Below are 20,641 nucleotides of genomic sequence, written 5' to 3'. Positions count from 1 at the left end.
ACCGAACCGTCAGCGGACGCGGGCCACCCACGCGCGAGGCCGCCGTCGGGCGGCCGAGCCGCGCGACGGCGTCGCGCCATCAGGCGCGAAAGATCAGCTCCGCGTCGTCGACCGGGGTCTCCACGTCGATCGAGTGCTCGACGCGGCGGGAGGCGCCGGGGCGCGGCGGGCGGACGAACTTGTAGCCCACGTTGCGGACGGTGCCGATCAGGGACTCGTGCTCGGGGCCGAGCTTCGCGCGCAGGCGTCGGACGTGGACGTCCACCGTGCGGGTGCCGCCGAAGAAGTCGTAGCCCCACACCTCCTGCAGCAGCTGGGCTCGGGTGAAGACGCGGCCCGCGTGCTGGGCCAGGTACTTCAGCAGCTCGAACTCCTTGTAGGTGAGGTCGAGCGGCCGGCCGCGCAGGCGCGCCGTGTAGGTGGCCTCGTCGATGACCAGCTCGCCGAGCTGCAGCGAGCCGTCGCCGCCGGGCTGGGTGGTGCCGCGCCGCGAGCGCACCAGGCGCAGCCGGGCGTCCACCTCGGCCGGGCCGGAGGTCGGCAGCAGGATCTCGTCCACGCTCCAGTCCGAGTTCACCGCCACCAGGCCGCCCTCGGTGACCACGGCCACCACGGGCACGTCCACCCCGCTGGAGTCGAGCAGGCGGCACAGGCTGCGCGCGCCGACCAGGTCGGTGCGGGCGTCCACCAGGACGATGTCGTGCGGACCGGCCTCCAGCAGCGCGGAGACCTCGGGGCGCAGCGGGCGCACGTCGTGCGGCAGCAGCGACAGCGCGGGCAGGACCGCCTCGGGATCGGAATCGGTGGTCAGCAGCAGCACGTCGATGCTCATCGCGGCGCCCTCTCGTTCGGCCGGTGTCTGGTCACCGGACCAGGCAGCGCGAAGTACGGTGACCGGGCCCCGTTGCCTGCGGATGACGGAGACGATACCGGTGCTCGGCACGAAAGGCCCAGGTCAGCCGGCCAGGGTCACAGTTGTTTCCACAAGCGTCACGCGTGTTACACGCATGTCACACAACGCCGTACTCCTGAGCGGTGTTCACGTGAGCCCCGCTCACGTGGGCTCCGACCTGGCGTTCGTCGTCGGACACGGCTTCACCAACCACGTCGGCAAGCCGTTCGTGGCCCGCGTGCTGCGCCGCTTCGCGCGGCACGGCGGGGTGGTCGCGCTCGACTTCCGGGGTCACGGGCGCTCCCAAGGGCTGAGCACGGTCGGCGGCGACGAGGTGCACGACCTCGCCGCCGGTGTTTCGCTGGCCCGCGAACTCGGGTACCGACGCGTCGTGACCGTCGGGTTCTCCATGGGCGCCTCCATCGCGCTGCGCCACGCCGCCCTGCACGCGGAGCGCCCGGACGCCGTCGCCGCGGTGAGCAGCCCGTCGCGGTGGTGGGTGCGCGACACCCCGGCCATGCGGCGCGTCCACTGGCTGCTCGAACAGCCGCACGGCAGGCTGGCGGCGCGGGCGTTGGGCGTCCGGCTGGGCCCGCCGTGGCGGACCGCGCCGGAGAGCCCGTTGGAGGTGGTGCACCGCATCACGCCCACCCCACTGCTGATCGTGCACGGTGAGGACGACCACTACTTCGACCCCGCGCACGCGCGCGCGTTGCACCGGGCGGCGGGTGGCGACGCCGTCCTGTGGGTGGAACCACGGATCCGCCACGCGGAGTCGGCGATGACGCCCGCTCTGGTAGACCGGATCGCGACCTGGCTGGACCACGAGTCTTCGTAAAGGGAAGTCGATGACCGTCACGCAGACCAAGCGCCGCCCGACGCGGGGCCGCAAGCTGATCATCGCGGGCCTGGTGGTGGTCGGCCTGCTGGTGGCGGCCGACTTCGGCCTCGCGGCGGCGGGCGAGTACCAGATCGCGCAGCGCATGCGGGACAAGCTGAACCTCAGCGAGGACCCGTCGGTGCGGATCAACGGGTTCCCGTTCACCTTCCAGGCGATCGCCGGCGACTACCGGGACATCGAGATCACCGCGACCGGCGTGCCGGTGCGCGACGACCTGCGCGACCTGGAGGTGCGGGCGAACCTCTACCACACCCGCATCGGCCTGTCGGACCTGTTGGCGGGCGACACGTCCAACGCCACCATCGACCAGGTCACCGGCAGCGTGAAGATCAAGGCCGCCGACCTGAACCGGCTGGTCAACAACGTCACGCCGTTCACCGACATGGCGATCGAGCCGGACACCCGGCCGGAGGCGACGCCCACGCCGGCGCCGGAGAAGCCGGACCCGACGCGGGCCGCGGTCAAGCTCAGCGGCAACACCACGGTCGCCGGCCGCAAGCTGCGCATCACCGCCTACGGGTCGGTGTCGCTGGTCAACGAGCAGGTCGCGGTGGCGGTGCAGGACGTCGAGCTGGACGACACGTCGCTGGCGGGCCTGGCGGAGGTGCTGGGCGCGGTGCGGTCGGCGTTGAGCGTGACCATCGACCCGGGCCGGCTGCCCTTCACCGTGACGCCGACGGCTGTCAAAGTGGAGAGCGGGGCCTTCACCGTCGAGGGCACGATCAACAACATCCCCCTTGATGGAGTCCGATGACCGGGGTGTGGGCGGTGCTCGGGGCGGTCGCCGTGGTGGCGGTCGTCGGGGTGCTGCTGCGCCTGCACGGCGGGAGGGTGCGGGTGACCGCGAAACCGCGCGAGGACCTGCCCGGCCCGGTGCGCGACCTGCTCGACCCGGCGACGCCGGTGACCCTGCTCCAGATCTCCACGACGTTCTGCGCGCCGTGCCGGCACACCCGCGTGCTCCTGGCGGACCTCGCGGACCGCACCGACGGACTTCGGCATGTCGAACTCGACGTGACGAACCTGCCCGAAGTCGCCAAGGGCCTCGGCGTCCTGCGCACGCCGACCACGCTCGCCCTCGACGCCTCGGGTGCCGAGCTGCTCCGGGTCGGAGGCGTGCCGAAGCGGGACACGCTCCTGGCGGCCTTGCGGCCCCATCTGCCTCGACCGATCGGGTGAACCTGGGAACTCCCACGTTGTGGACGCCACTCCCGGCATGGGGGACGAGCGGCTAGTCTCGTGCCCATGAACAGCCTGCTGACCAAGCGACTCGCGGTGGACCTGTGCCGCGTCCGCAGCAGCCTGTGTCGCGCGGCGAGCTGACCGGGCGGAGCACCGGCGGCCGGACGCCCTTGACGGGCGGGTCCGACTGCCCCTAACACCGCCTGAAGACGGACTGCCCAGTCATGTCACCGTCAGGAGGTCGCCGTGTCGAAAGATGCCCCCGTGGATCCCCGAGGTCCCCGCTTCAGCGCCTGGATCACCACCGCCGTCCTCGCGGTCGTGCTGCTGACCGGGTCGTGGCGGCTCCTCGCGGCGCAGACCGTCCTGTTCGGCCTGTGCGCGTTCATCTCGCTCAAGCTCAACCCGTGGGGCCACGTGTACCGGTTCGCCGTCCAGCCGAGGCTGACGCCCACGTCCGAGCGCGAGGAGGCCGCCCCGCTGCGGTTCGCGCAGGGTGTCGGGTTCGTCTTCGCCCTGGTCGGCACGATCGGGTACGCCACCGGTCTCACCGCGCTCGGAGTCGTCGCCACGTCCGCCGCCCTGGTCGCCGCGCTGCTCAACGCCGCGCTCGGCCTGTGCCTGGGCTGCGAGATGTTCCTGCTCCTGCGCCGCTACGCCCCAGTCCTCGCACGCCCGCAGTAAGAAACGCAAAGAAACAGGAGCCGCTCGATGAGCCGTGAAGACGTCCTGGTCTCGGCCGCTTGGTCCGAGGAGAACCTCGACACGCCCGGCGTGGTGTTCGTGGAGGTCGACGAGGACACCACTGCCTACGACGGGGGCCACATCCCCGGCGCGGTGAAGGTCGACTGGAAGAACGAGCTGCAGGACCCGGTCCGCCGCGACTTCGTCGACCGCGCGGGCTTCGAGAAGCTGCTGTCGGCCAAGGGGATCTCCAACGACGACACCGTCGTGCTGTACGGCGGCAACAACAACTGGTTCGCGGCCTACGCGTACTGGTACTTCAAGCTGTACGGCCACCAGTCGGTCAAGCTGCTCGACGGCGGTCGCAAGAAGTGGGAGCTCGACGGCCGCCCGCTGGACAAGGAGCCGGTCGAGCGCCCGGCGACCGAGTACAAGGCGCAGGAGCAGGACCTGTCGATCCGGGCGTTCCGCGACGAGGTCGTGGAGTCCATCGGCAACAAGAACCTGGTCGACGTGCGCTCGCCCGACGAGTTCTCCGGCAAGCTGCTCGCGCCGGCGCACCTGCCGCAGGAGCAGGCGCAGCGCGCGGGCCACATCCCCGGCGCGATCAACGTGCCGTGGAGCAAGGCGGCCAACGAGGACGGCACGTTCAAGTCCGACGAGGAGCTGGCCGAGATCTACGGCGAGGCCGGCTTCGACGGCTCCCGCAAGACGATCGCCTACTGCCGCATCGGCGAGCGCTCGTCGCACACCTGGTTCGCGCTGCACGAGCTGCTGGGCCACCAGGACGTGAAGAACTACGACGGTTCGTGGACCGAGTACGGCTCGCTGGTCGGCGTGCCGGTCGAGCTCGGCAGTGGCAAGGAGGCCTGAGGTATGAGCGACGGTTGCGGCGCGCCCGTGCAGGGTGTCGAGGTCGAGGTCGGTTCGGGCGAGGTCGTGCTGACCGGCAAGGTCAGCGACTCGTCGGGCCCGGTGGGCGGCGCGTTCGTGCGCCTGCTGGACGCGTCCGGCGAGTTCACGGCCGAGGTGGTGTCCTCGCCGCAGGGCGACTTCCGCTTCTACGCGGCCCCGGGCACGTGGACCATCCGCGCCCTGCACCGGTCGGGCAACGGCCAGGCGTCGGTGTCGGCGGAGGGGCCGGGCGTCCACCCGGTCGAGGTCGCGGTGGCCTGAGTTCTCGGGAGCGCACGGACGGGCTCCGGCGCTACCCCCGCAAGGCCCCGGTGGCACCCGCCACCGGGGCCTTCGCTTTGCCCGGCGACGGTTCCGGACCCGGTCTCGCACCCCGCAGGCCGCCCGGCCGGAGGGAACCCGGCTCGCCGCCCGGGCCACGACGGCGGGCTGTCCGCGGTGTGGGCTGCAGCCTCGGGTTCGCGGTGTGGCTGCCGCCCCCGGATCCATTGTCCCACCGGGGTACGACAGTCCGGTGCGTGCGGCCCCGGCGGCGGCAGCGGCTTGGGGTTCAGCGCGTGGCGAGCGCGGCTGGTGAGGGCGCGGGCGGCGGGCGGCGCGGGCCGCGGTGAGGGGGGTGAGCGCGATCTGGGGCGGCGGGAGGGTGGTCGGGTGGAGTTCGGCGGCGTCGGCGTCGGGTGGGGGGCTTGGCTCGTGGCGTTGACCACCGTGGTCGGTGTGGGTTGGCGGCTGGGCGATAAACTCGGCGGGTGGAACACTTCTTCACAGGCCTGTTGGTCTTCGTGTCGTTGCTCGTCGTGTGGTTCGCCGGGTACGTCGTCTACCGGCTGTACTCCGACCAGCGCTGATGACCGAGAACGCACCCGTCCCGGGCAGCGGTGACGCGGCGGTCCAGGCGGCTGCCGCGCGTGCCGAGGTGACCCGCACGCGCAACCTCCCGCAGTTCGACGACCTGCCGATCCCGGCGGACACCGCGAACCTGCGCGAAGGCCCCTCCCTGCACGACGCCTGCCTGGCGCTGCTGCCCCTGGTCGGCGTGTGGCGCGGCGAGGGCGAGGTCGTCTACCCGACGATCGACGGCCCCTACCGCTTCGGCCAGCAGATCACGTTCGCGCACGACGGCCGCCCGTTCCTCCACTACGAAGCCCGCTCCTGGCTCCTGGACGCCGACGGCCGCGTCATCCGCCCCGCCGCCCGCGAGACCGGCTTCTGGCGCCCGCAGGCCGACGACACGATCGAGGTCCTGCTCACCCACAACACCGGGATCGTGGAGCTGTACTACGGCAAGCCGCGCACCCAGACGTCGTGGGAACTGGGCACCGACGCGGTCATCCGCACGGCCACCGCCAAGGAGGTCACCGGCGCGCAGCGGCTGTACGGCATCGTCAACAACGGCGACCTGGCCTACGTCGAGGAACGCGCGATGGTCGGCCAGCCCCTCCAGCCGCACACCTCGGCCCACCTCAAGCGCGTCGTCGGCTGACGACCCGGGCGGTCGGACCGCAGCGGGTGACGTCGGACGGCCTGCTTGGCCGGCTGAGCCGGGGCGGACCGGCGCGTGGTTCGCCCGTTCGGTCGTATTGTCGAACCGTTCTCCGATTGGATTGTTCAACAATCCTCTTGTAGGCCGTACCCTGTGTTCATGCGGCTGCGGCGTTGCGGCACCGACGCGGTGCTGGTCGAGGTGGACTCCCTCGGCGAGGTGGAGGCGGTGCGCGCCGCCGTCCGGGCCGCCGACCTGCCCGACGTGGTCGAACTGGTGCCCGCCGCGCGCACGGTCCTGATCAGCACCCGGCCCGGCGGGCTGCCCTCGGTGCGGCGCGTGCTGGAGACCGTGGACCTGGAACACCGTGTCGAGGTCGAGGCGCGTGAGGTCTCGATTCCGGTGACATACGACGGGCCCGATCTCGACCTGGTCGCCGAGACCGCCGGGATCGACGCTGACGAGGTGGTCCGGTTGCACACGTCCGCGACCTACTCGGTGGCGTTCTGCGGGTTCGCGCCGGGGTTCGCCTACCTCGTGGGACTGCCGGAGGCGCTGCGGCAGCCCCGGCTCGACTCGCCCCGCACCAAGGTGCCGGCGGGGTCGGTCGGGGTGGCGGGTGAGTACACCGCCGCCTACCCGCGGGCCACTCCCGGCGGCTGGCGCCTGATCGGCCGCACCGAAGCCCCCCTCTTCGACCCGCGCCGCGACCCCGCGGCCCTCCTCCAGCCCGGTGACCGGGTCCGCTTCGAGGCCACCGCATGACCACCAGCCCCGCGACCAACCCGACGAACGCCACGACGAACGCCACGACGGCGCGCACCCCGACGGCCCGGCGAACCGGTCAGGGGAGCGAAGTCTCGCCGGAGCGCGACCGAAGCGGAGAGCCGGAGCGCGACCGAAGCGGAGAGCCGGTGGGCAGCCGGAGCAGTGAGTCGCGGGAGCGGGTCGTTCGTACGCTGACCGTCCTGCGCACCGGGCCCCAGGCGCTGGTCCAAGACCTCGGCCGGCCCGGGTACGCGCACCTCGGCGTCCCCCCGTCCGGCGCGCTCGACCAGCCCTCCCTCCGCCTCGCCAACCGCCTCGTCGGCAACCCCGACCACGCCGCCGGCCTCGAAGTCCTCCTCGGCGGCCTCCACCTGCGCGCCGACGCCGCCTGCACGGTCGCCGTCACCGGTCCCAGCACGCCCACCCTGGTCAACGGCGTCCACCGCGACTCCCCGATCCACCTCCGCCCCGGCGACGAACTCGTCCTCGGCACCCCCGCCACCGGCCTGCGCACGTACGTCGCCGTCTCCGGCGGCGTCGCGCGGGACCCCGAACTCGGCAGCCGGGCCACCGACGTGCTCTCCGGCATCGGCCCCGCCCCGCTCCGACCGCACGACGTCCTCCCCCTGGGCACCCCCACCGGCATCCCGACCGGCGTGGACGTCCTCCTCCCCGTCCACGTCCCCGACGTGCTCGACCTGCCGCTCCTCCTCGGCCCCCGCGACGACTGGTTCGACGACGCCGCCACCCGCCTCCGCCAGGGCCGCTGGACCGTCTCCGACCGCGGCAACCGGGTCGGCGTCCGCCTCGACGGCACCGCCCTGCGCAGCGCCAGGACCGGCGAACTGCCCAGCGAAGGCCTGGTCACGGGCTCGGTCCAGGTGCCCAAGGACGGGCTGCCGGTGATCTTCCTGGCCGACCACCCGACCACCGGCGGCTACCCGGTCGTCGGGGTCGTCCCCCGGGATGCGCTCCCCCTCCTGGGCCAGGCCCGCCCGGGGACCGCGGTCCGCTTCCGCCCACAGGGCTGAACGGACGCAATTGGTCTAGACCCATTGTCATTCGTGGTCGCACGACCTACGTTCGGACGTGGCCGCCGTGGTTCTCGAACGATTCCCTGTCAATCGAGAGGCACACCCATGCGCCGACTAGCCATCGCGCTGGTGGCACTCGCCACCGCAGCCCTAGCCGTCCCCGGCGCGGCGTCCGCCGCCTCCGGCCTCACCGCCACGTTCAGCAGAACGGGCACCACGGGCAAGTTCGTGGTCGCCAACGCCACCACGGCCGCCATCTCCGGCTGGTCGATCAAGTTCGACCTGCCGGCCGGCGTCACGGTCAGCGGCGTGCAGAACGCGACGACCACCCAGAACGGCACGCGGGTGACCCTGACGCCCGCCTACTACATCAACACCATCCAGGCGGGCCGCAACACGGAGCCGTTCAGCCCGAGCTTCACGCTCAGCGCGGCCGTCGACCCGACCACCTGCACGATCAACGGCTACAACTGCGACGGCAGCGGCGACCCGCCCCCGCCGCCGGCCCCGGTCACCGCGGACTTCAGCCTCAGCGGCAGCACCGGCAAGTTCGTCGTGAACAACAACTCCGACGCCACGCTCACCGACTGGGCGATCACGTTCACCCTCCCGAGCGGCGTCACCGCGAGCGGCGCGCAGCACGGCACCATCAGCCAGAACGGCACCGCCGTCACGCTGACCCCGGTGCACTACAACAAGTCCGTCGGCGCGCGCCGGTCCACCGAGCCCTACAGCCCGACGTTCACGTTGAGCCGCGCCGTCGAACCGGTCACCTGCCGGATCAACAACGCGAACTGCGACGGCTCGCCGGACGTCCCGCCGACGGCCCCGACGAACCTCGCGTCCCCGGTGAAGACCACGAAGACCGTGTCCCTGACGTGGAACGCCTCCAGCCCCGGCTCCCTGCCGATCGCGGGCTACGAGGTCTACAACGGCACGGCGCTGGCCACCACGGTCACCGGCACCACCGCGACCGTCACCGGCCTCACCCCGAACACCGCCTACACGTTCACGGTGAAGGCCAAGGACACCAAGGGCACGCTGTCCGGCGCCAGCAACCAGGTCGCCGTCACCACCAACAACCCGGCCGACGACACCACGCCGCCGACCGCGCCCGGCAACCTGCGCAGCACGGCCAAGGACGCCGGCAGCGTGACGCTGGCGTGGGACGCCGCCACCGACAACAAGGGCGTCGCGAGCTACGACGTCTACGTCGGCACCACCGTCAAGACCACGGTCACCGGCACCACGGCCAAGGTCGACGGGCTGGCACCGTCCACGGAGTACGCGTTCTCGGTCCGGGCGCGCGACCTCTACGACAACATCTCGGGGCCCAGCAACACGCTGAAGGTGACCACTTCGGACATCGTCGGCGGGTACGCGAAGGTCGGCTACTTCGTCCAGTGGGGCATCTACGGCCGGCAGTTCTTCGTGAAGAACCTCGACACCAACGGGGCCGCCGCGAAGCTGACCCACATCAACTACGCGTTCGGCAACATCGACCCGGTCAACCTGACGTGCCTGCAGGGCGTCACCAAGGGCACCTCGCCCAACCCGCAGGACCCGAACCAGGGCGACGGCGCGGGTGACGCGGAAGCCGACTACAGCCGGCCGTTCAGCGCGGCGCAGTCCGTGGACGGCGTCGGCGACACCGGCTGGGAGCCGTTGCGCGGCAACTTCAACCAGCTCAAGAAGCTCAAGGCCAAGCACCCGCACCTGAAGATCCTCATCTCGCTGGGCGGGTGGACGTACTCGAAGTACTTCTCGGACGTGGCCAAGACGGACGCGGCGCGCAAGAAGTTCGTGTCGTCCTGCCTGGACATCTACATCAAGGGCAACCTGCCGACGTACAACGCGGCGGGCGGGCCGGGCACGGCGGCGGGCATCTTCGACGGCATCGACCTCGACTGGGAGTGGCCGGGCGCGGAGGGCCACGCCGGCAACCACATCAGCCCGGACGACAAGCGCAACAACACGCTGCTGATCGAGGAGTTCCGGCGGCAGATGGACGAGCTGAGCCAGACCACCGGCAGGCGCTACCAGCTGACCGCGTTCACCCCGGCCGACCGCGGCAAGATCGAGGCGGGCTGGGAGCTGGGCCGGGTCGCGCAGTCGATGGACATCTTCAACGTCCAGGGCTACGACTTCCACGGCTCGGGCAGCGACAACTCGTGGGAACCCAACCGCACCGGCCACCAGGGCAACCTGTACCCGGACGCGGACGACCCGTACCCGTTCCACTTCAGCGTCGAGGACACGGTCAACGCGTACCTGGAGGCGGGCGTGCACCCGCGCAAGATCACCGTGGGACTCGCGTTCTACGGCCGCGGCTGGCAGGGCGTCCAGGACGGCGGGAAGAAGGGCGAGTGGCAGTCCGCGACGGGCGCGGCGCCGGGGCAGTTCCAGGAGGAGGCCGGGACGCGCGGGTACTCGAACCTGATCGCGAGCGTGCCGGGCTGCACGGTGTACCACGACGAGGCGGCGGTGGCGACGTCCTGCTTCACCGGGAACGGTGGGCAGTGGTGGACGTTCGACGACGTCTGGTCGATCCAGAAGAAGACGGCGTGGATGAAGTCGCGCGGGTTGCTGGGCGCGATGATCTGGGAGATGTCGGGTGACACCGGGACCCTGATGGGCGCGGTGGACGCGGGTCTCCGGTAGGTCGCGCACTGCGGTGCGGTCGCTCCGGGGGCGGAGGAGGCCCTCGGAGCGACACCACGCCGGCCACCGCAGGCAGGGCCGGTACCACGCCGGCCGTCACAGGCAGGGCCGGCACCACGCCGGCCGACCCGACTGCAGCGGCCGACCTGACCACGCCGGCCGACCTGACCGCGGTGGCTCCGCGACGGCTGCCCCTCACGACGGGCGGGCCTTGTGGTGCGGTTTGTGCGGCTGGGTCGGGTTGGGGCGGGGGTTGTCTCGCGTCGGGCGGAACGCCCAAGTGACACAGCCCGGGACCTGCTGAGCCCTGCCTGCCGAGCCCGGCCCATGAGCCGCGCCGTGAGCGCGAGCCCGACCTACGAGCGCCGCCCCACGATCCGAGTCCCGCCCCCAGCCGCAGGCCTCAGTACTCGGACTCGTACAGCTCCACCAGCTCGGCGTGAACCCCGGCCGAGTCCGGCAGCGCCTTCCCGTCCAGCGTGTGCACCCGGGTCAGCTTCCGCACGCTCGACGCCAGCACCACCGCGTCCGCGCCGTACAGCTCGTCCACCGCCACCGGCTCGACCTCCACCGTCCACCCCGCCCGGGCGGCGGCCCGGAACAGCGCGGCCTGTGTCGTCCCCGGCAGCAGGCCCAGGCTGTGCGGCGGCGTGGTCAGGGTTCGGCCGCGGGCCACGACCACCGTGGACGTCGGGCCCTCCAGCACCGAACCCGACGACGTCGTGAACACGACCTCCGACGCGCCCCGGCGTTCGGCTTCCCGCAGGGCCGCCATGTTCACCGCGTACGACAGCGACTTGGCGCTCAGCAACAGCCACGGCGCGCGTTCCATCAAGCCCGGCTCGATGCCGCGGTCCAGGGTCACCGCCGCCAGGCCCTCCGCGCGCTGCGCGTGGACCTTCGCCCCGATGTCCATGCCCAGCGCGAACGCCGTCGGGGTGCCGTCACCACCCTCGACGCCACGGGTCATGACCAGCTTCAAGGCGATCTCACGACCACCGGACCAGTTGGCCAGCACCACGTCCACCGCGCGCTCGAAACCCGCGCGGTCGGGGTCGGGGAGGTCCAGCAGGGCCGCCGAACGGGCCAGGCGGTCCAGGTGCGGGCCCAGTTCCCGCGGCTTGCCGTCGACGACGAGGATCGTCTCGAAGACGCCGTCGCCGCGCATGAGTCCGAGGTCGTCTACGCGGATCAGCGGTGAGTCGGGGTCGGCCTGGGTTCCGTCGAGGAGGGCGAGCACGCGCATACCGTGAGACTACTCACGCTCTACCATCGGGTTCGTGGACACCGCGAGCGGCCCGAAAGCCCTGCGCAAGACACTGCACGACCGCGGGATGCGGATGACGCCCCAGCGGCAGCTCGTGCTGGACGCCGTGCGCGACCTCGGCCACGCCACGCCGGAGCAGATCTGCCAGCGCGTGCAGGCCACCGCGCCCACGGTCAACATCACGACGGTCTACCGGACGCTGGACCTGCTCGACCGGCTCGGCATGGTCCGGCACACCCACCTCGGCCACGGGGCGCCCACGTACTCGGTGGACGAGCACGAGCACGTGCACCTCGTCTGCCACAAGTGCGGCCGGGTGGACGAGGCCCCGTGTGACCTCCTCGACGCGGCGGCCGGAACACTGCGGGAGCGGTTCGGGTTCGAACTGGATGCGAGCCACCTCGCGCTGTCGGGCACCTGCCGTGACTGCCTCAAGGAGAACGACCAGTGAACTCACCGCTGCTGACCGCACCCGGCGCCGTCGCCCCGTTCGAGGGGTCCGCCGACCCGGGCGTGCCGTGGCACTTCGGCGACCCGTTCGCCGAACAGCGGTCGGCGGCGCGGTCGGTGGCCGTGTTCGACCGGTCGCACCGGGCCGTGCTCGCGGTCCCCGGTGCGGACCGGCTCACGTGGCTGCACTCGCTGACCAGCCAGCACTTCGAGGGGCTGGGCGAGGACCGCGCGACGGAGATGCTGGTCCTGGACGTCCAGGGCCGGGTCGAGCACCACGCCGTGGCCGCGAACGTCGGCGGCGCGGTCTACCTGGACACCGAGGCGGCCACCGCCGGTCCGCTGCTGTCCTACCTGACCAAGATGGTCTTCTGGTCCAAGGTCGAGCCCCGGGACGCGACGGCGGAGCTGGCAGTCCTGACCGTGGTCGGGCCCGAGATCACCGGGCTGTTCGACAAGCTGGGGCTGCCGCTGCCGGCGAAGCTGGGCGTCGCGGCGCTCGACGGCGGCGGGTTCGCGCGGCGGATGCCGTGGCCCGGGCAGGACGCCGTGGACCTGGTGGTGCCGCGCGACTCGCTCGTGGACTGGTGGCAGCGGCTGACCGACGCCGGCGCGCGACCCGGCGGGAGCTGGGCGTTCGAGGCGCTGCGGGTGGAATCCCTGCGACCCCGGCTGGGCGTGGACACCGACGAGAAGACCATCCCGCACGAGGTGAACTGGATCGGCGCGGCGGTCCACCTGGACAAGGGCTGCTACCGGGGCCAGGAGACGGTCTCGAAGGTGCACAACGTGGGCCGGCCGCCCCGGCGGATGCTGCTGCTGCACCTGGACGGGTCGCGCGAGGTCCAGCCGGAGACCGGGGACCCGGTGGTCGTCGGGGACCGGGTGGTGGGCCGCGTCGGGTCCGTCGCGCTGCACCACGAGCTGGGGCCGATCGCGTTGGCGCTGGTCAAGCGGTCCGTGCCGGTGGAGACGGAGCTGCTGGTCGGCACGGAGGACCGGGTCGTCCAGGCGAACGTGGACCCCGACTCGGTCCCGCCGGACACCCCCGGCCTCGGCCGGGAAGCCGCCCGGAACCTGGGGCGGTAGGCCGTCCCGGGAAGCCGCCGGCCGAGCCCCGCGACGCCGGTCGCGCCATCCAATACTGTTCAGGGCATGTCGCGACCCGGTTCACACGGCACGCTGCTCACCGTCGCCCCCACCGGGGCCGAGCACGCGAAGGCCGACGTCCCCCAGCTGCCCGTCACCCTGGACGAGCTCGTCGCCACCGCCGAGGCCTGCGAGCAGGTCGGCGCGGCGATGGTGCACGTCCACATCCGGGGCGCGGACACGCGGCCCACGCTCGACCTCGGGCTGCTCAAGGACACCGTGGCCGCCCTGCGCGAGCGGACCTCGTTGATCGTCCAGCTGTCCACGGGCGGCGCGGTGACCGATCCCGAGGCGGACCGGCTGCGGGTGCTGGACGCCCTGCCCGACTCGGCGTCCTGCACGATGGGGACGGTGAACTTCGGCGAGGACGTCTTCCTGAACCGGTGGGAGTTCGTCGTCGCGCTGCACAAGACCATGCAGGAGCGCGGGATCGTGCCGGAGTACGAGATCTTCGACCTCGGCCAGCTCGCGTCCCTCAACCGGCTGCTGGACAAGCACGGCCTGCCCGCGGGCGGCAAGGTGCACGTGGACCTCGTCATGGGCGTGCCGGGCGGTATGCCCGGTGACGTGGAGACGATGGTCGCGGCGCTGCGGCTGCTGCCCGAGGGCGCGTCCTTCTCGGCCACCGGGATCGGGCGCACGTCGTTGCCGGTGATGCTGGCGGCGTTGAGCGCCGGCGGTCACCTGCGCGTAGGCATGGAGGACACCATCTCCTACGCCAAAGGGCAGCCGGTGCGGGACAACGCGCAGCTCGTGGCCCGTGCGGCGGGGCTGGCGAAGATCGCGCAGCGGCCCCCGCTGTCACCCGCCGAAGCCCGGGAACTACTCGGCGTGCGCAGTCCGGTACAGGTTTGAGACAACTTTGGAAGCAGGTTTGTGTTGGCGGGTGGGCAGGAACTACCTCAGGATGAGTACGTGATCGAGGTGCGTCCTGGCGGGCGCCGGCGGATCGACCGGGTGCTCGCCCCCGGCTACACCGAGGGGATCGAGCGGCTCCCGCTCGCCGACGTGCGCGCCCTGCGTGACGAGGCGGCTCAGGAGGAGACCGACCTGTCGTACCTGCGGCGGCTGCTGCACGCGCGGATCGACATCGTGCGGGCCGAGCAGGCGCGGCGGACGTCGGGCGGGTCGGCGGTGGTCGACCAGCTCGCGACGATCCTCGCGTCGAACGCGGTCGGTCCCGCGACCGGCCTGGGCCGCTACCAGACCCAGGAGCCGTCCCGGGCCGAGGCGCACCGGCGGCACGTCGAGGCGCTGGTCTCGGACGTGGACCTCTCGGACGTGTCGGCGCTCTCGGACGACAAGCTGGACCTGGCGCTGCGGACGTTCGTCAACGAGGAGGCGTCGGTCTCCACGCGGCGGCGGGAGGTCCAGGTCGTGGTGGACCGCCTGAACGCCGAGATCGCCGGCCGCTACCAGAGCGGCAGCGCCTCGGTGGACGAGCTCCTCGCCGCCGAGCGGGGCTGGCCGACGAACCCGGGCCGCACCAAGGACTGATCCCGCGATCTGGGAGCACACTCCCGGATGATGGGCGCCACCGCCTAGCGTGCCGGTATGGGGTACCGCTGGGTGGTTCTGGCTGTCGGCGCGCTGGCGCAGGGCACGAACGCGGCGGTGTTCCTCGGGCTGCCGTCGATCAGCCCGGCCCTGCGCGCGCACTTCGGCCTGACGCTGCCCGAGGTCGGGCTGCTGCTGGGCGCGGTCAACCTGGGCACGATGCTGACGCTGGTCGCGTGGGGCGCGGCCGCGGACCGCCGGGGCGAGCGCGTCGTGATGACCATCGGCGGCGTGGGCGCGGCCGGGTGCCTGGGGCTGGCGGCGCTGGGCGGTCCCGTGGTGGCCGGGTTGGCGCTGGTCGGCGTCGGGCTGTTCGGGGCCAGCGTGAACGCGGCGAGCGGCCGGGCGGTCATGACGTGGTTCCCGGCGGGGTCGCGCGGGTTGGCGATGGGCATCCGGCAGACCGCCACGCCCCTGGGTGCGGCGCTGACCGCGGCCGTGTTGCCGGTGGTGGCCGGTCGAGCCGGGGTCCCTGCGGCGTTCCTGGCGCTGGCGGGGTTCACCGGGTTCGTGGCGGTGCTGGTCGCCGTGCTGGTCCGGGAGCCGCCCGGGGCGGTGCGGGCCTCGACCGGGCACGGCGTGGTCCTCGCCGACCGGGCGTTGCTGCGGCTGAGCGCGGCCAGCGGGCTGCTGGTGGTGCCGCAGTTCACCGCCGCCGCGCTGATGGTCGAACTGCTGCACGACCACCGCGGGCTGGCGGTCGGCCTGGCGGCGGGGCTGTTCGCCGCGGCCCAGGTGGCGGGCGGGTTCGGCCGGCTCGCGGTCGGGGTGTGGTCGGACCGGGTGCGCAGCCGGGTGGGGCCGTTGAAGGTCGTCAGCGTGCTGGTCGCCGTCGGGTTCGCGCTGTGCGCGGCGCTGGACCGGGCCCCGGTCGCGGTCCTGGTGGTGGTCCTCGTGCCCACGGCGGCGCTGGCGCTGTGCTGGAACGGCCTGGCCGTGACGGCGGCGGCCGAGATGGCCCCGGAGGGCAACAGCGGCACGGCCCTGGGCATGCAGAACACCGCGAACTACCTCAGCGCCACGCTCACGCCGGCGGTCGCGGGGTGGGCGGCCGCGACCCTCGGCTGGCCGGTCGCCCTGCTGGTGGCGGCCACAGCGGCCGGCGCGGCCCGGTTCCTGCTCACCAGGATGCCGACGCGCGCCGGGCGCTAGCCGTGGTGTCGCGGCGGGCGACGGCCCGTGGTGTCGCGGCGGGAGTCAGCCGTGGTGTCGCGACGGGAGTCAGCCGTGGCGTTCGCGGCGGGCCAGTTCGCCCCAGAAGTCGCGGAGCTGCTCGTAGCGGAGGGCCACCTCTTCGGCGTCCCCGGTCTCCAGGGCGTCCACGATCGCGTTCACGTCCTGCGCCGACGTGTCTTCGAGCAGCTCCTTGTCGTCCATGAGCTGCACCAGGCCGCCGTAGTCCAGCTCCACCGCCGCGTCCGCCGCGAAGTGGTCGAGCCAGCGGGCCGTGTCCGACAGGACCTTCGCCGGGCCCTCGTCGCCCAGGGAGCGGGACACGACCTTGTGCGCCCTGGCCACCCGGCGGCGGGCGTCGGGCATGGCGGCCCGCCACGAGACCTGCCGCTCCGGGTCGTCCCGGGGCGCCAGCACGATCCGGCGGGCGTCGGGGTCCACGAGGGTGAACCACGGCAGCGGGACGGTCCAGGTCGTGGAGATCACGTGGACCGCGCCCCGGGTCAGCTCGGCCATCACCGCCGAGGCCCGCGACCGGATCGCCTCCGGCGGGACGGACAGCGCCGACTCCCGCAGGACCGGCGTGGACGTGGCCAGGAAGCCCACCAGGGCCGCCGCCGACCGCGCCCGGAGGTCCAGGGGGCACACCAGGGGACCCGGGCCGACCTCGCCGGGGACCTCGGCGGGGCTGAGGGTCATCACGTCGAAGGGCGCGTCGGGGGCGACGCTCCCGTCGGACCGTTCTCCGGGGAGCAACCGGGGCGGTCGGGCCAGTTGTGACCGGAGCCACAGCTCGCGTTCGCGGGGTCCCGCGTCCGCCCGGCTCAACGGCCCCGCTTCCAGGGCTTTTCGCACCTGGTCGGCCAACGGTGCGTCAAGAGCCGACAGCGGTTCGTACACCCTGAGGTAGGCGACGAACGGTCGAGGCACCCGCGCATCCTCCCACGGGGAAGATTGGCGGCACGTCTCACGCCTACCGCGTCGCGAGGAACCCCTTCGACACGGTACGGTAGTTACCAGGAACTAGTTGTCGAGACGAGTGGGGCCGCCGTTCCCCCGGCCGCCCCCGTCCCTGTGCGAGGGGGTCGAGCCATGGGGCGCGGCCGAGCGAAGGCCAAGCAGACGAAGGTGGCGCGGGAGCTCAAGTACAGCTCTCACAACACCGACTTCGAGGCCTTGCAACGCGAGCTTTCCGGCGGCAGCAATGCCGACAACGGGCACCGTCGGAGCGATGAGCCTTTCGACGACCCGTCGGACGACGAGTACGACGACTACCGTCGCTGACGCATCCACACCGCTTCGAGGGTTGGGCTGCCGGCAACCGCCGGCAGCCCGATCCTTGATGCGGCCCTAGAACGCCCTGGCGTACTGCTTCGGCGGAGTCACCCGCACCCCGAGCTCACCGGCCGCGCGCAGCGGCCAGTAGGGGTCGCGCAGCAGCTCCCGCCCGAGCAGCACCAGGTCGGCCGCCCCGTCGGTGAGCACGGCTTCCGCCTGCCGGGCCTCGGTGATCATGCCGACGGTCCCGACGGGCACCCCGGCCTTGCTCCGGACCGCCTCGGCGAACGGCACCTGGTAACCGGGCCCCAGCGGGATGTCCGCGCGGGGCACGCTGCCGCCGCTCGACACGTCGACGAGGTCCGCCCCCGCCGCGGCGAGGTCGCGGGCCAGCACGACGCCGTCCTCGACCGCCCAGCCGCCGTCGACCCAGTCGGTGGCGGAGATGCGGACGAGCACCGGGACGTCGTCGCCGACCGCCGCGCGCACCGCCGCGACGACCTCGCGGGCCAGGCGCGTGCGGTTCGCCAGGCTGCCCCCGTACCCGTCGGTGCGGTGGTTGCTCAGCGGCGACAGGAACTGGTGCAGCAGGTAGCCGTGCGCGGCGTGCACCTCCACGACCTCGAACCCGGCCGCGACCGCCCGGCGCGCCGCCGCCGCGAAGTCCTCGACCACCCCGGCGATCTCGGGCACCGTCAACTCGCGCGGCACCCGGTGGGAGTCGCTGAACGGGACCGCGCTCGGCGCGACCGGCGTCCAACCGCCCTCGGCGTCCGGCACGCCGCCGTGGCGCGGGTCGAACGGCGGGTAGGTGGAGGCCTTGCGCCCGGCGTGGCCGAGCTGCACCCCCGGTACCGCCCCCCGCTCCCGGACGAACGCGGCGATCGGCCGCCACGCCTCGGCGTGCGCGTCGCTCCACAGCCCGGTGTCGTCGGGTGAGATCCGGCCGACGCCCGACACAGCGGTAGCCTCGGTCAGCACCAAACCCGCGCCACCGACCGCACGCGAGCCGAGGTGTACCAGGTGCCACTCGTCGGGCAGGCCGCCCCGAGCGGAGTACTGGCACATCGGGCTGACGGCGATCCGGTTCGGGAGGGTGACCGAACGAAGCGTCAACGGGCTGAACAGCGCACTCACCTGCGTCTCCTCGGGTGGTTCGGGTACGACGACGGGTCCTTCGGGCCCCACGTGGGGTCCAAGGTCCCGAGTCGGACGCGTTGTTCCCCGGTGACCGGTGTCCCACCGCACGGGAGCAGCCACATTCCATTCGATTCGGTATTGCGCGTGCATTAGCACGTGATCTTGAATAGGGGGTCGGCACGCAAAACGCTTGACCAGACAGGGTCAGTTACGCCCATTCGGGTGTACTGTCCGCAGCACGTTCGGGGAGACCATCACTTGCCGCCCACTTGAGGTCGGCAGGCGAATTCGAATGTTCCCGCCGGTCACGACAGTAACAGGATCCACATGCTGCCCATGCCGACCACGATGACAACGGATCCCGGGTGGCCCAGCAACAGCCTGCTGGGTCGCCTCCGCGACAACACCCGACAAGAGCTGCTGAACATCGGCACGGTCGTGCGGTACACGGCCGACCGGGAGGTCATCGAGCAGGACGCGAAGGACACTCATGTCCTCCTGCTGCTCGACGGCGTGGTGAAGGTGCAGACCACCGACGAGACCGGCGACACCGCCCTGCTGGCCATCCGCGTCGCGGGCGACCTGGTCGGGGAGATGGCGGCGTTGGACCAGAAGCCGCGCTCGGCCACCGTGGTGACGTGCGGTGACGTGGTGGCGAAGCTGATCACCAGCGGGGAGCTGATGAGCTTCCTGCACCGCCGCAACGACGTGTTCGTCGAATTGATCGGGATGATCAACGACCGGTTGCGCTGGGCGAACCAGCGCCGTCGGGATTTCCTGTCCCACCCGGCCGCCGAACGGGTGGCCCGGGTGCTGGCCGAATTGGTGCAGACCTACGGCCGGGAAGAGGCCCACGGGTGGACGCTGGGAATTCCGCTGACCAAGGTCGAGTTGGCCTCCATCGCCGGGATGAAGCCCCGCACGGCGGAGAAGGCGTTCAGCGACCTGCGGAAGGCGGGCGTCGTGGTGAGCCACCTGCGGCGCGACGTGCTGGTGCCCGACCTGGAGAACTTGCGGAAATTCGCGGGCATCTGAGGTCGAGTCCGCAGAAATGCGGCATTGGCTGCGGTGCGCTCGTCCACAGTGGCTCTGCGCGAGCACGTGGAACCGCACCGACGTCGAAAGGCCGAGCCCCATGAGTCATGCCTCTTTCCGGCGCAGCCTGCTGGTCTGCTGTGACCTGCGGCGCTACGGCGCGGCCGACGACCAGTTGCAGCGCGACCTCCAGGACCTGCTGGTCCGGAGCCTGGACCGGGCCGGCGCCGCCGCCGGGCTCGACCGGTCGTCCTGGCAGCGCCAGCCCAAGGGCGACGAGGAGTGGGCCGTCCTGCCGGCCGACGCGGACGAGCTGAAGGTCGTCGACCAGTACGTCCGCGCGCTGAACGCGGAACTGGCCGCGGTGAACCGCTGGCGGCTGCCCGAGGCGCGCGCCCGACTGCGCCTCGCGATCCACCACGGCGCGATCGTGGACGGCGCGAACGGATTCCCGGGGAAGGATTCCGTGCTTGTTTCGCGTTTGTTGAACAGCAAGGCGGCGCACATCGCGCTGGACGAATTCCCCGACGCCGACCTGGTCGTGGTGCTGTCCGACATCGTGTATTCGACGCTCGTGCAGCCGGGCCACACGACCCTGCGCGCGACCGACTTCCGCCGGGTCGACGTGACGGAGAAGACCTTCACCGGCCACGGCTGGATGTGGATCCCGAACGGCGACGTCCACGCCCTGGACCTGCCCGCGGCACCCGGCCCGCCCCCGACCGCCGCCGACCTGGCCGACGCCGACCCGCTGCCGGCCGACACCCCACCCGCGGAACCGGCGGCCCGCACCACCCCGCCGCCGGTGCACCAGAACGCGACGGCCTCCGGCGGATCGACGGTGATCCAGGCCGGCCGCGACGCGCACGTGCCGACCTGGCAGCGGGCCGAGGTGATCCAGAACTTCCACAACAACGACCAACGCGGCTCCCACTTCGGCACCGGCTGACCCGCTGGCGGGGCGGTGGGTGCGGGGCGGTGGGTGAGGTGCGGCGCGGGGAGGGCAGCGCGGGCGGGCGGGGCAGCGCGGGCGGGCAGGGCAGCGCGGGCAGCGGCGGGGCGGCAGCAGCGC

23 protein-coding genes are annotated in these 20,641 nt (G+C 72.3%); 19 read left to right on the top strand and 4 right to left on the bottom strand.

Annotated features, from left to right (window positions below):
* Positions 1-79: 79 nt before the first annotated feature.
* Positions 80-832 carry a response regulator transcription factor gene (locus tag AB0A74_RS34380; protein WP_358256154.1) on the bottom strand — a complete coding sequence of 251 codons (753 nt, stop codon included), beginning with the start codon at positions 830-832 and terminating at the stop codon, positions 80-82.
* 82 nt (positions 833-914) lie between these two features.
* Here AB0A74_RS34380 and AB0A74_RS34375 point away from each other — a divergent pair, with 82 nt between their 5' ends.
* From AB0A74_RS34375 to AB0A74_RS34325, 11 genes are all read left to right on the top strand, one after another.
* Complete coding sequence (locus AB0A74_RS34375; RefSeq protein ID WP_358256152.1) at positions 915-1,730, top strand: alpha/beta fold hydrolase; 816 nt, start codon at positions 915-917, stop codon at positions 1,728-1,730.
* A gap of 10 nt (positions 1,731-1,740) precedes the next feature.
* On the top strand, positions 1,741-2,547 hold the full coding sequence (locus AB0A74_RS34370; RefSeq protein ID WP_358256150.1) for a DUF2993 domain-containing protein: 807 nt from the start codon (positions 1,741-1,743) through the stop codon (positions 2,545-2,547).
* Positions 2,544-2,972, top strand: a complete 429-nt coding sequence (locus tag AB0A74_RS34365; RefSeq protein WP_358256148.1) for a thioredoxin family protein — start codon at positions 2,544-2,546, stop codon at positions 2,970-2,972. Before AB0A74_RS34370 ends, AB0A74_RS34365 begins: the two co-directional genes overlap by 4 nt.
* A 66-nt stretch (positions 2,973-3,038) precedes the next feature.
* Positions 3,039-3,116 carry a putative leader peptide gene (locus AB0A74_RS34360; protein WP_358256176.1) on the top strand — a complete coding sequence of 26 codons (78 nt, stop codon included), beginning with the start codon at positions 3,039-3,041 and terminating at the stop codon, positions 3,114-3,116.
* 105 nt (positions 3,117-3,221) lie between these two features.
* Positions 3,222-3,659 (top strand): DUF4395 domain-containing protein, encoded by a 438-nt coding sequence (locus tag AB0A74_RS34355; RefSeq protein ID WP_358256146.1) that lies wholly within the window; start codon positions 3,222-3,224, stop codon positions 3,657-3,659.
* Between the two features lie 27 nt (positions 3,660-3,686).
* A complete protein-coding gene (locus tag AB0A74_RS34350) occupies positions 3,687-4,532 on the top strand; it encodes a sulfurtransferase (protein ID WP_358256145.1) in 846 nt (281 codons plus the stop codon).
* A gap of 3 nt (positions 4,533-4,535) precedes the next feature.
* Complete coding sequence (locus tag AB0A74_RS34345) at positions 4,536-4,835, top strand: DUF1416 domain-containing protein (RefSeq protein WP_343934088.1); 300 nt, start codon at positions 4,536-4,538, stop codon at positions 4,833-4,835.
* Positions 4,836-5,421: 586 nt separating this feature from the next.
* The gene (locus AB0A74_RS34340; protein WP_358256143.1) at positions 5,422-6,057 is read left to right on the top strand and encodes an FABP family protein; all 636 of its coding nucleotides are present in this window, start codon (positions 5,422-5,424) and stop codon (positions 6,055-6,057) included.
* A gap of 159 nt (positions 6,058-6,216) precedes the next feature.
* Positions 6,217-6,822, top strand: a complete 606-nt coding sequence (pxpB, locus tag AB0A74_RS34335; RefSeq protein WP_358256141.1) for a 5-oxoprolinase subunit PxpB — start codon at positions 6,217-6,219, stop codon at positions 6,820-6,822.
* 149 nt (positions 6,823-6,971) lie between these two features.
* Positions 6,972-7,856, top strand: coding sequence for a biotin-dependent carboxyltransferase family protein (locus AB0A74_RS34330; RefSeq protein ID WP_358256139.1), 885 nt, complete (start codon positions 6,972-6,974; stop codon positions 7,854-7,856).
* 108 nt (positions 7,857-7,964) lie between these two features.
* Entirely contained in the window at positions 7,965-10,520 is a 2,556-nt protein-coding gene (locus AB0A74_RS34325) for a glycosyl hydrolase family 18 protein (protein WP_358256137.1), read from the top strand.
* A 403-nt stretch (positions 10,521-10,923) separates the two neighbouring features.
* Here the strand turns inward: AB0A74_RS34325 and AB0A74_RS34320 are convergent, their stop codons facing one another.
* Positions 10,924-11,766 carry an aminodeoxychorismate lyase gene (locus AB0A74_RS34320; protein ID WP_358256136.1) on the bottom strand — a complete coding sequence of 281 codons (843 nt, stop codon included), beginning with the start codon at positions 11,764-11,766 and terminating at the stop codon, positions 10,924-10,926.
* 88 nt (positions 11,767-11,854) lie between these two features.
* On the opposite strand from AB0A74_RS34320, the gene AB0A74_RS34315 reads away from it, so the two are divergent.
* The 5 genes from AB0A74_RS34315 (at position 11,855) to AB0A74_RS34295 (ending at position 16,095) form a co-directional block, all read left to right on the top strand.
* Positions 11,855-12,238, top strand: a complete 384-nt coding sequence (locus tag AB0A74_RS34315; protein WP_343934225.1) for a transcriptional repressor — start codon at positions 11,855-11,857, stop codon at positions 12,236-12,238.
* Complete coding sequence (locus AB0A74_RS34310) at positions 12,235-13,326, top strand: glycine cleavage T C-terminal barrel domain-containing protein (RefSeq protein ID WP_358256134.1); 1,092 nt, start codon at positions 12,235-12,237, stop codon at positions 13,324-13,326. Before AB0A74_RS34315 ends, AB0A74_RS34310 begins: the two co-directional genes overlap by 4 nt.
* Positions 13,327-13,392: 66 nt before the next feature.
* On the top strand, positions 13,393-14,241 hold the full coding sequence (locus AB0A74_RS34305; protein ID WP_358256132.1) for a 3-keto-5-aminohexanoate cleavage protein: 849 nt from the start codon (positions 13,393-13,395) through the stop codon (positions 14,239-14,241).
* A 60-nt stretch (positions 14,242-14,301) separates the two neighbouring features.
* Positions 14,302-14,883, top strand: coding sequence for an aerial mycelium formation protein (locus tag AB0A74_RS34300; protein WP_121224426.1), 582 nt, complete (start codon positions 14,302-14,304; stop codon positions 14,881-14,883).
* Positions 14,884-14,940: 57 nt separating this feature from the next.
* Positions 14,941-16,095 carry an MFS transporter gene (locus AB0A74_RS34295; RefSeq protein ID WP_358256130.1) on the top strand — a complete coding sequence of 385 codons (1,155 nt, stop codon included), beginning with the start codon at positions 14,941-14,943 and terminating at the stop codon, positions 16,093-16,095.
* A 69-nt stretch (positions 16,096-16,164) separates the two neighbouring features.
* Here AB0A74_RS34295 and AB0A74_RS34290 read toward each other — a convergent pair whose 3' ends face one another.
* Entirely contained in the window at positions 16,165-17,046 is an 882-nt protein-coding gene (locus AB0A74_RS34290) for a hypothetical protein (protein WP_343934080.1), read from the bottom strand.
* Positions 17,047-17,208: 162 nt separating this feature from the next.
* Between AB0A74_RS34290 and AB0A74_RS34285 the strand changes: the two genes are divergently transcribed.
* Positions 17,209-17,400 carry a DUF3073 domain-containing protein gene (locus AB0A74_RS34285; protein WP_309109738.1) on the top strand — a complete coding sequence of 64 codons (192 nt, stop codon included), beginning with the start codon at positions 17,209-17,211 and terminating at the stop codon, positions 17,398-17,400.
* Between the two features lie 66 nt (positions 17,401-17,466).
* Here AB0A74_RS34285 and AB0A74_RS34280 read toward each other — a convergent pair whose 3' ends face one another.
* Positions 17,467-18,531, bottom strand: coding sequence for an NADH:flavin oxidoreductase/NADH oxidase (locus AB0A74_RS34280; RefSeq protein WP_358256128.1), 1,065 nt, complete (start codon positions 18,529-18,531; stop codon positions 17,467-17,469).
* A gap of 351 nt (positions 18,532-18,882) precedes the next feature.
* On the opposite strand from AB0A74_RS34280, the gene AB0A74_RS34275 reads away from it, so the two are divergent.
* Together AB0A74_RS34275 and AB0A74_RS34270 are read left to right on the top strand one after the other, a co-directional pair.
* Positions 18,883-19,569, top strand: a complete 687-nt coding sequence (locus tag AB0A74_RS34275; protein ID WP_358256126.1) for a Crp/Fnr family transcriptional regulator — start codon at positions 18,883-18,885, stop codon at positions 19,567-19,569.
* A 100-nt stretch (positions 19,570-19,669) separates the two neighbouring features.
* Positions 19,670-20,518, top strand: a complete 849-nt coding sequence (locus AB0A74_RS34270; protein WP_358256124.1) for a hypothetical protein — start codon at positions 19,670-19,672, stop codon at positions 20,516-20,518.
* Positions 20,519-20,641: the final 123 nt, after the last annotated feature.

The sequence above is a fragment of the Saccharothrix sp. NPDC042600 genome, from assembly GCF_040647305.1.
GTDB lineage: Bacteria > Actinomycetota > Actinomycetes > Mycobacteriales > Pseudonocardiaceae > Actinosynnema > Actinosynnema mutabilis.
The sequence above is the reverse complement of the archived record's forward strand: the minus strand, read 5'-3'. Positions and strand labels throughout refer to the sequence as shown.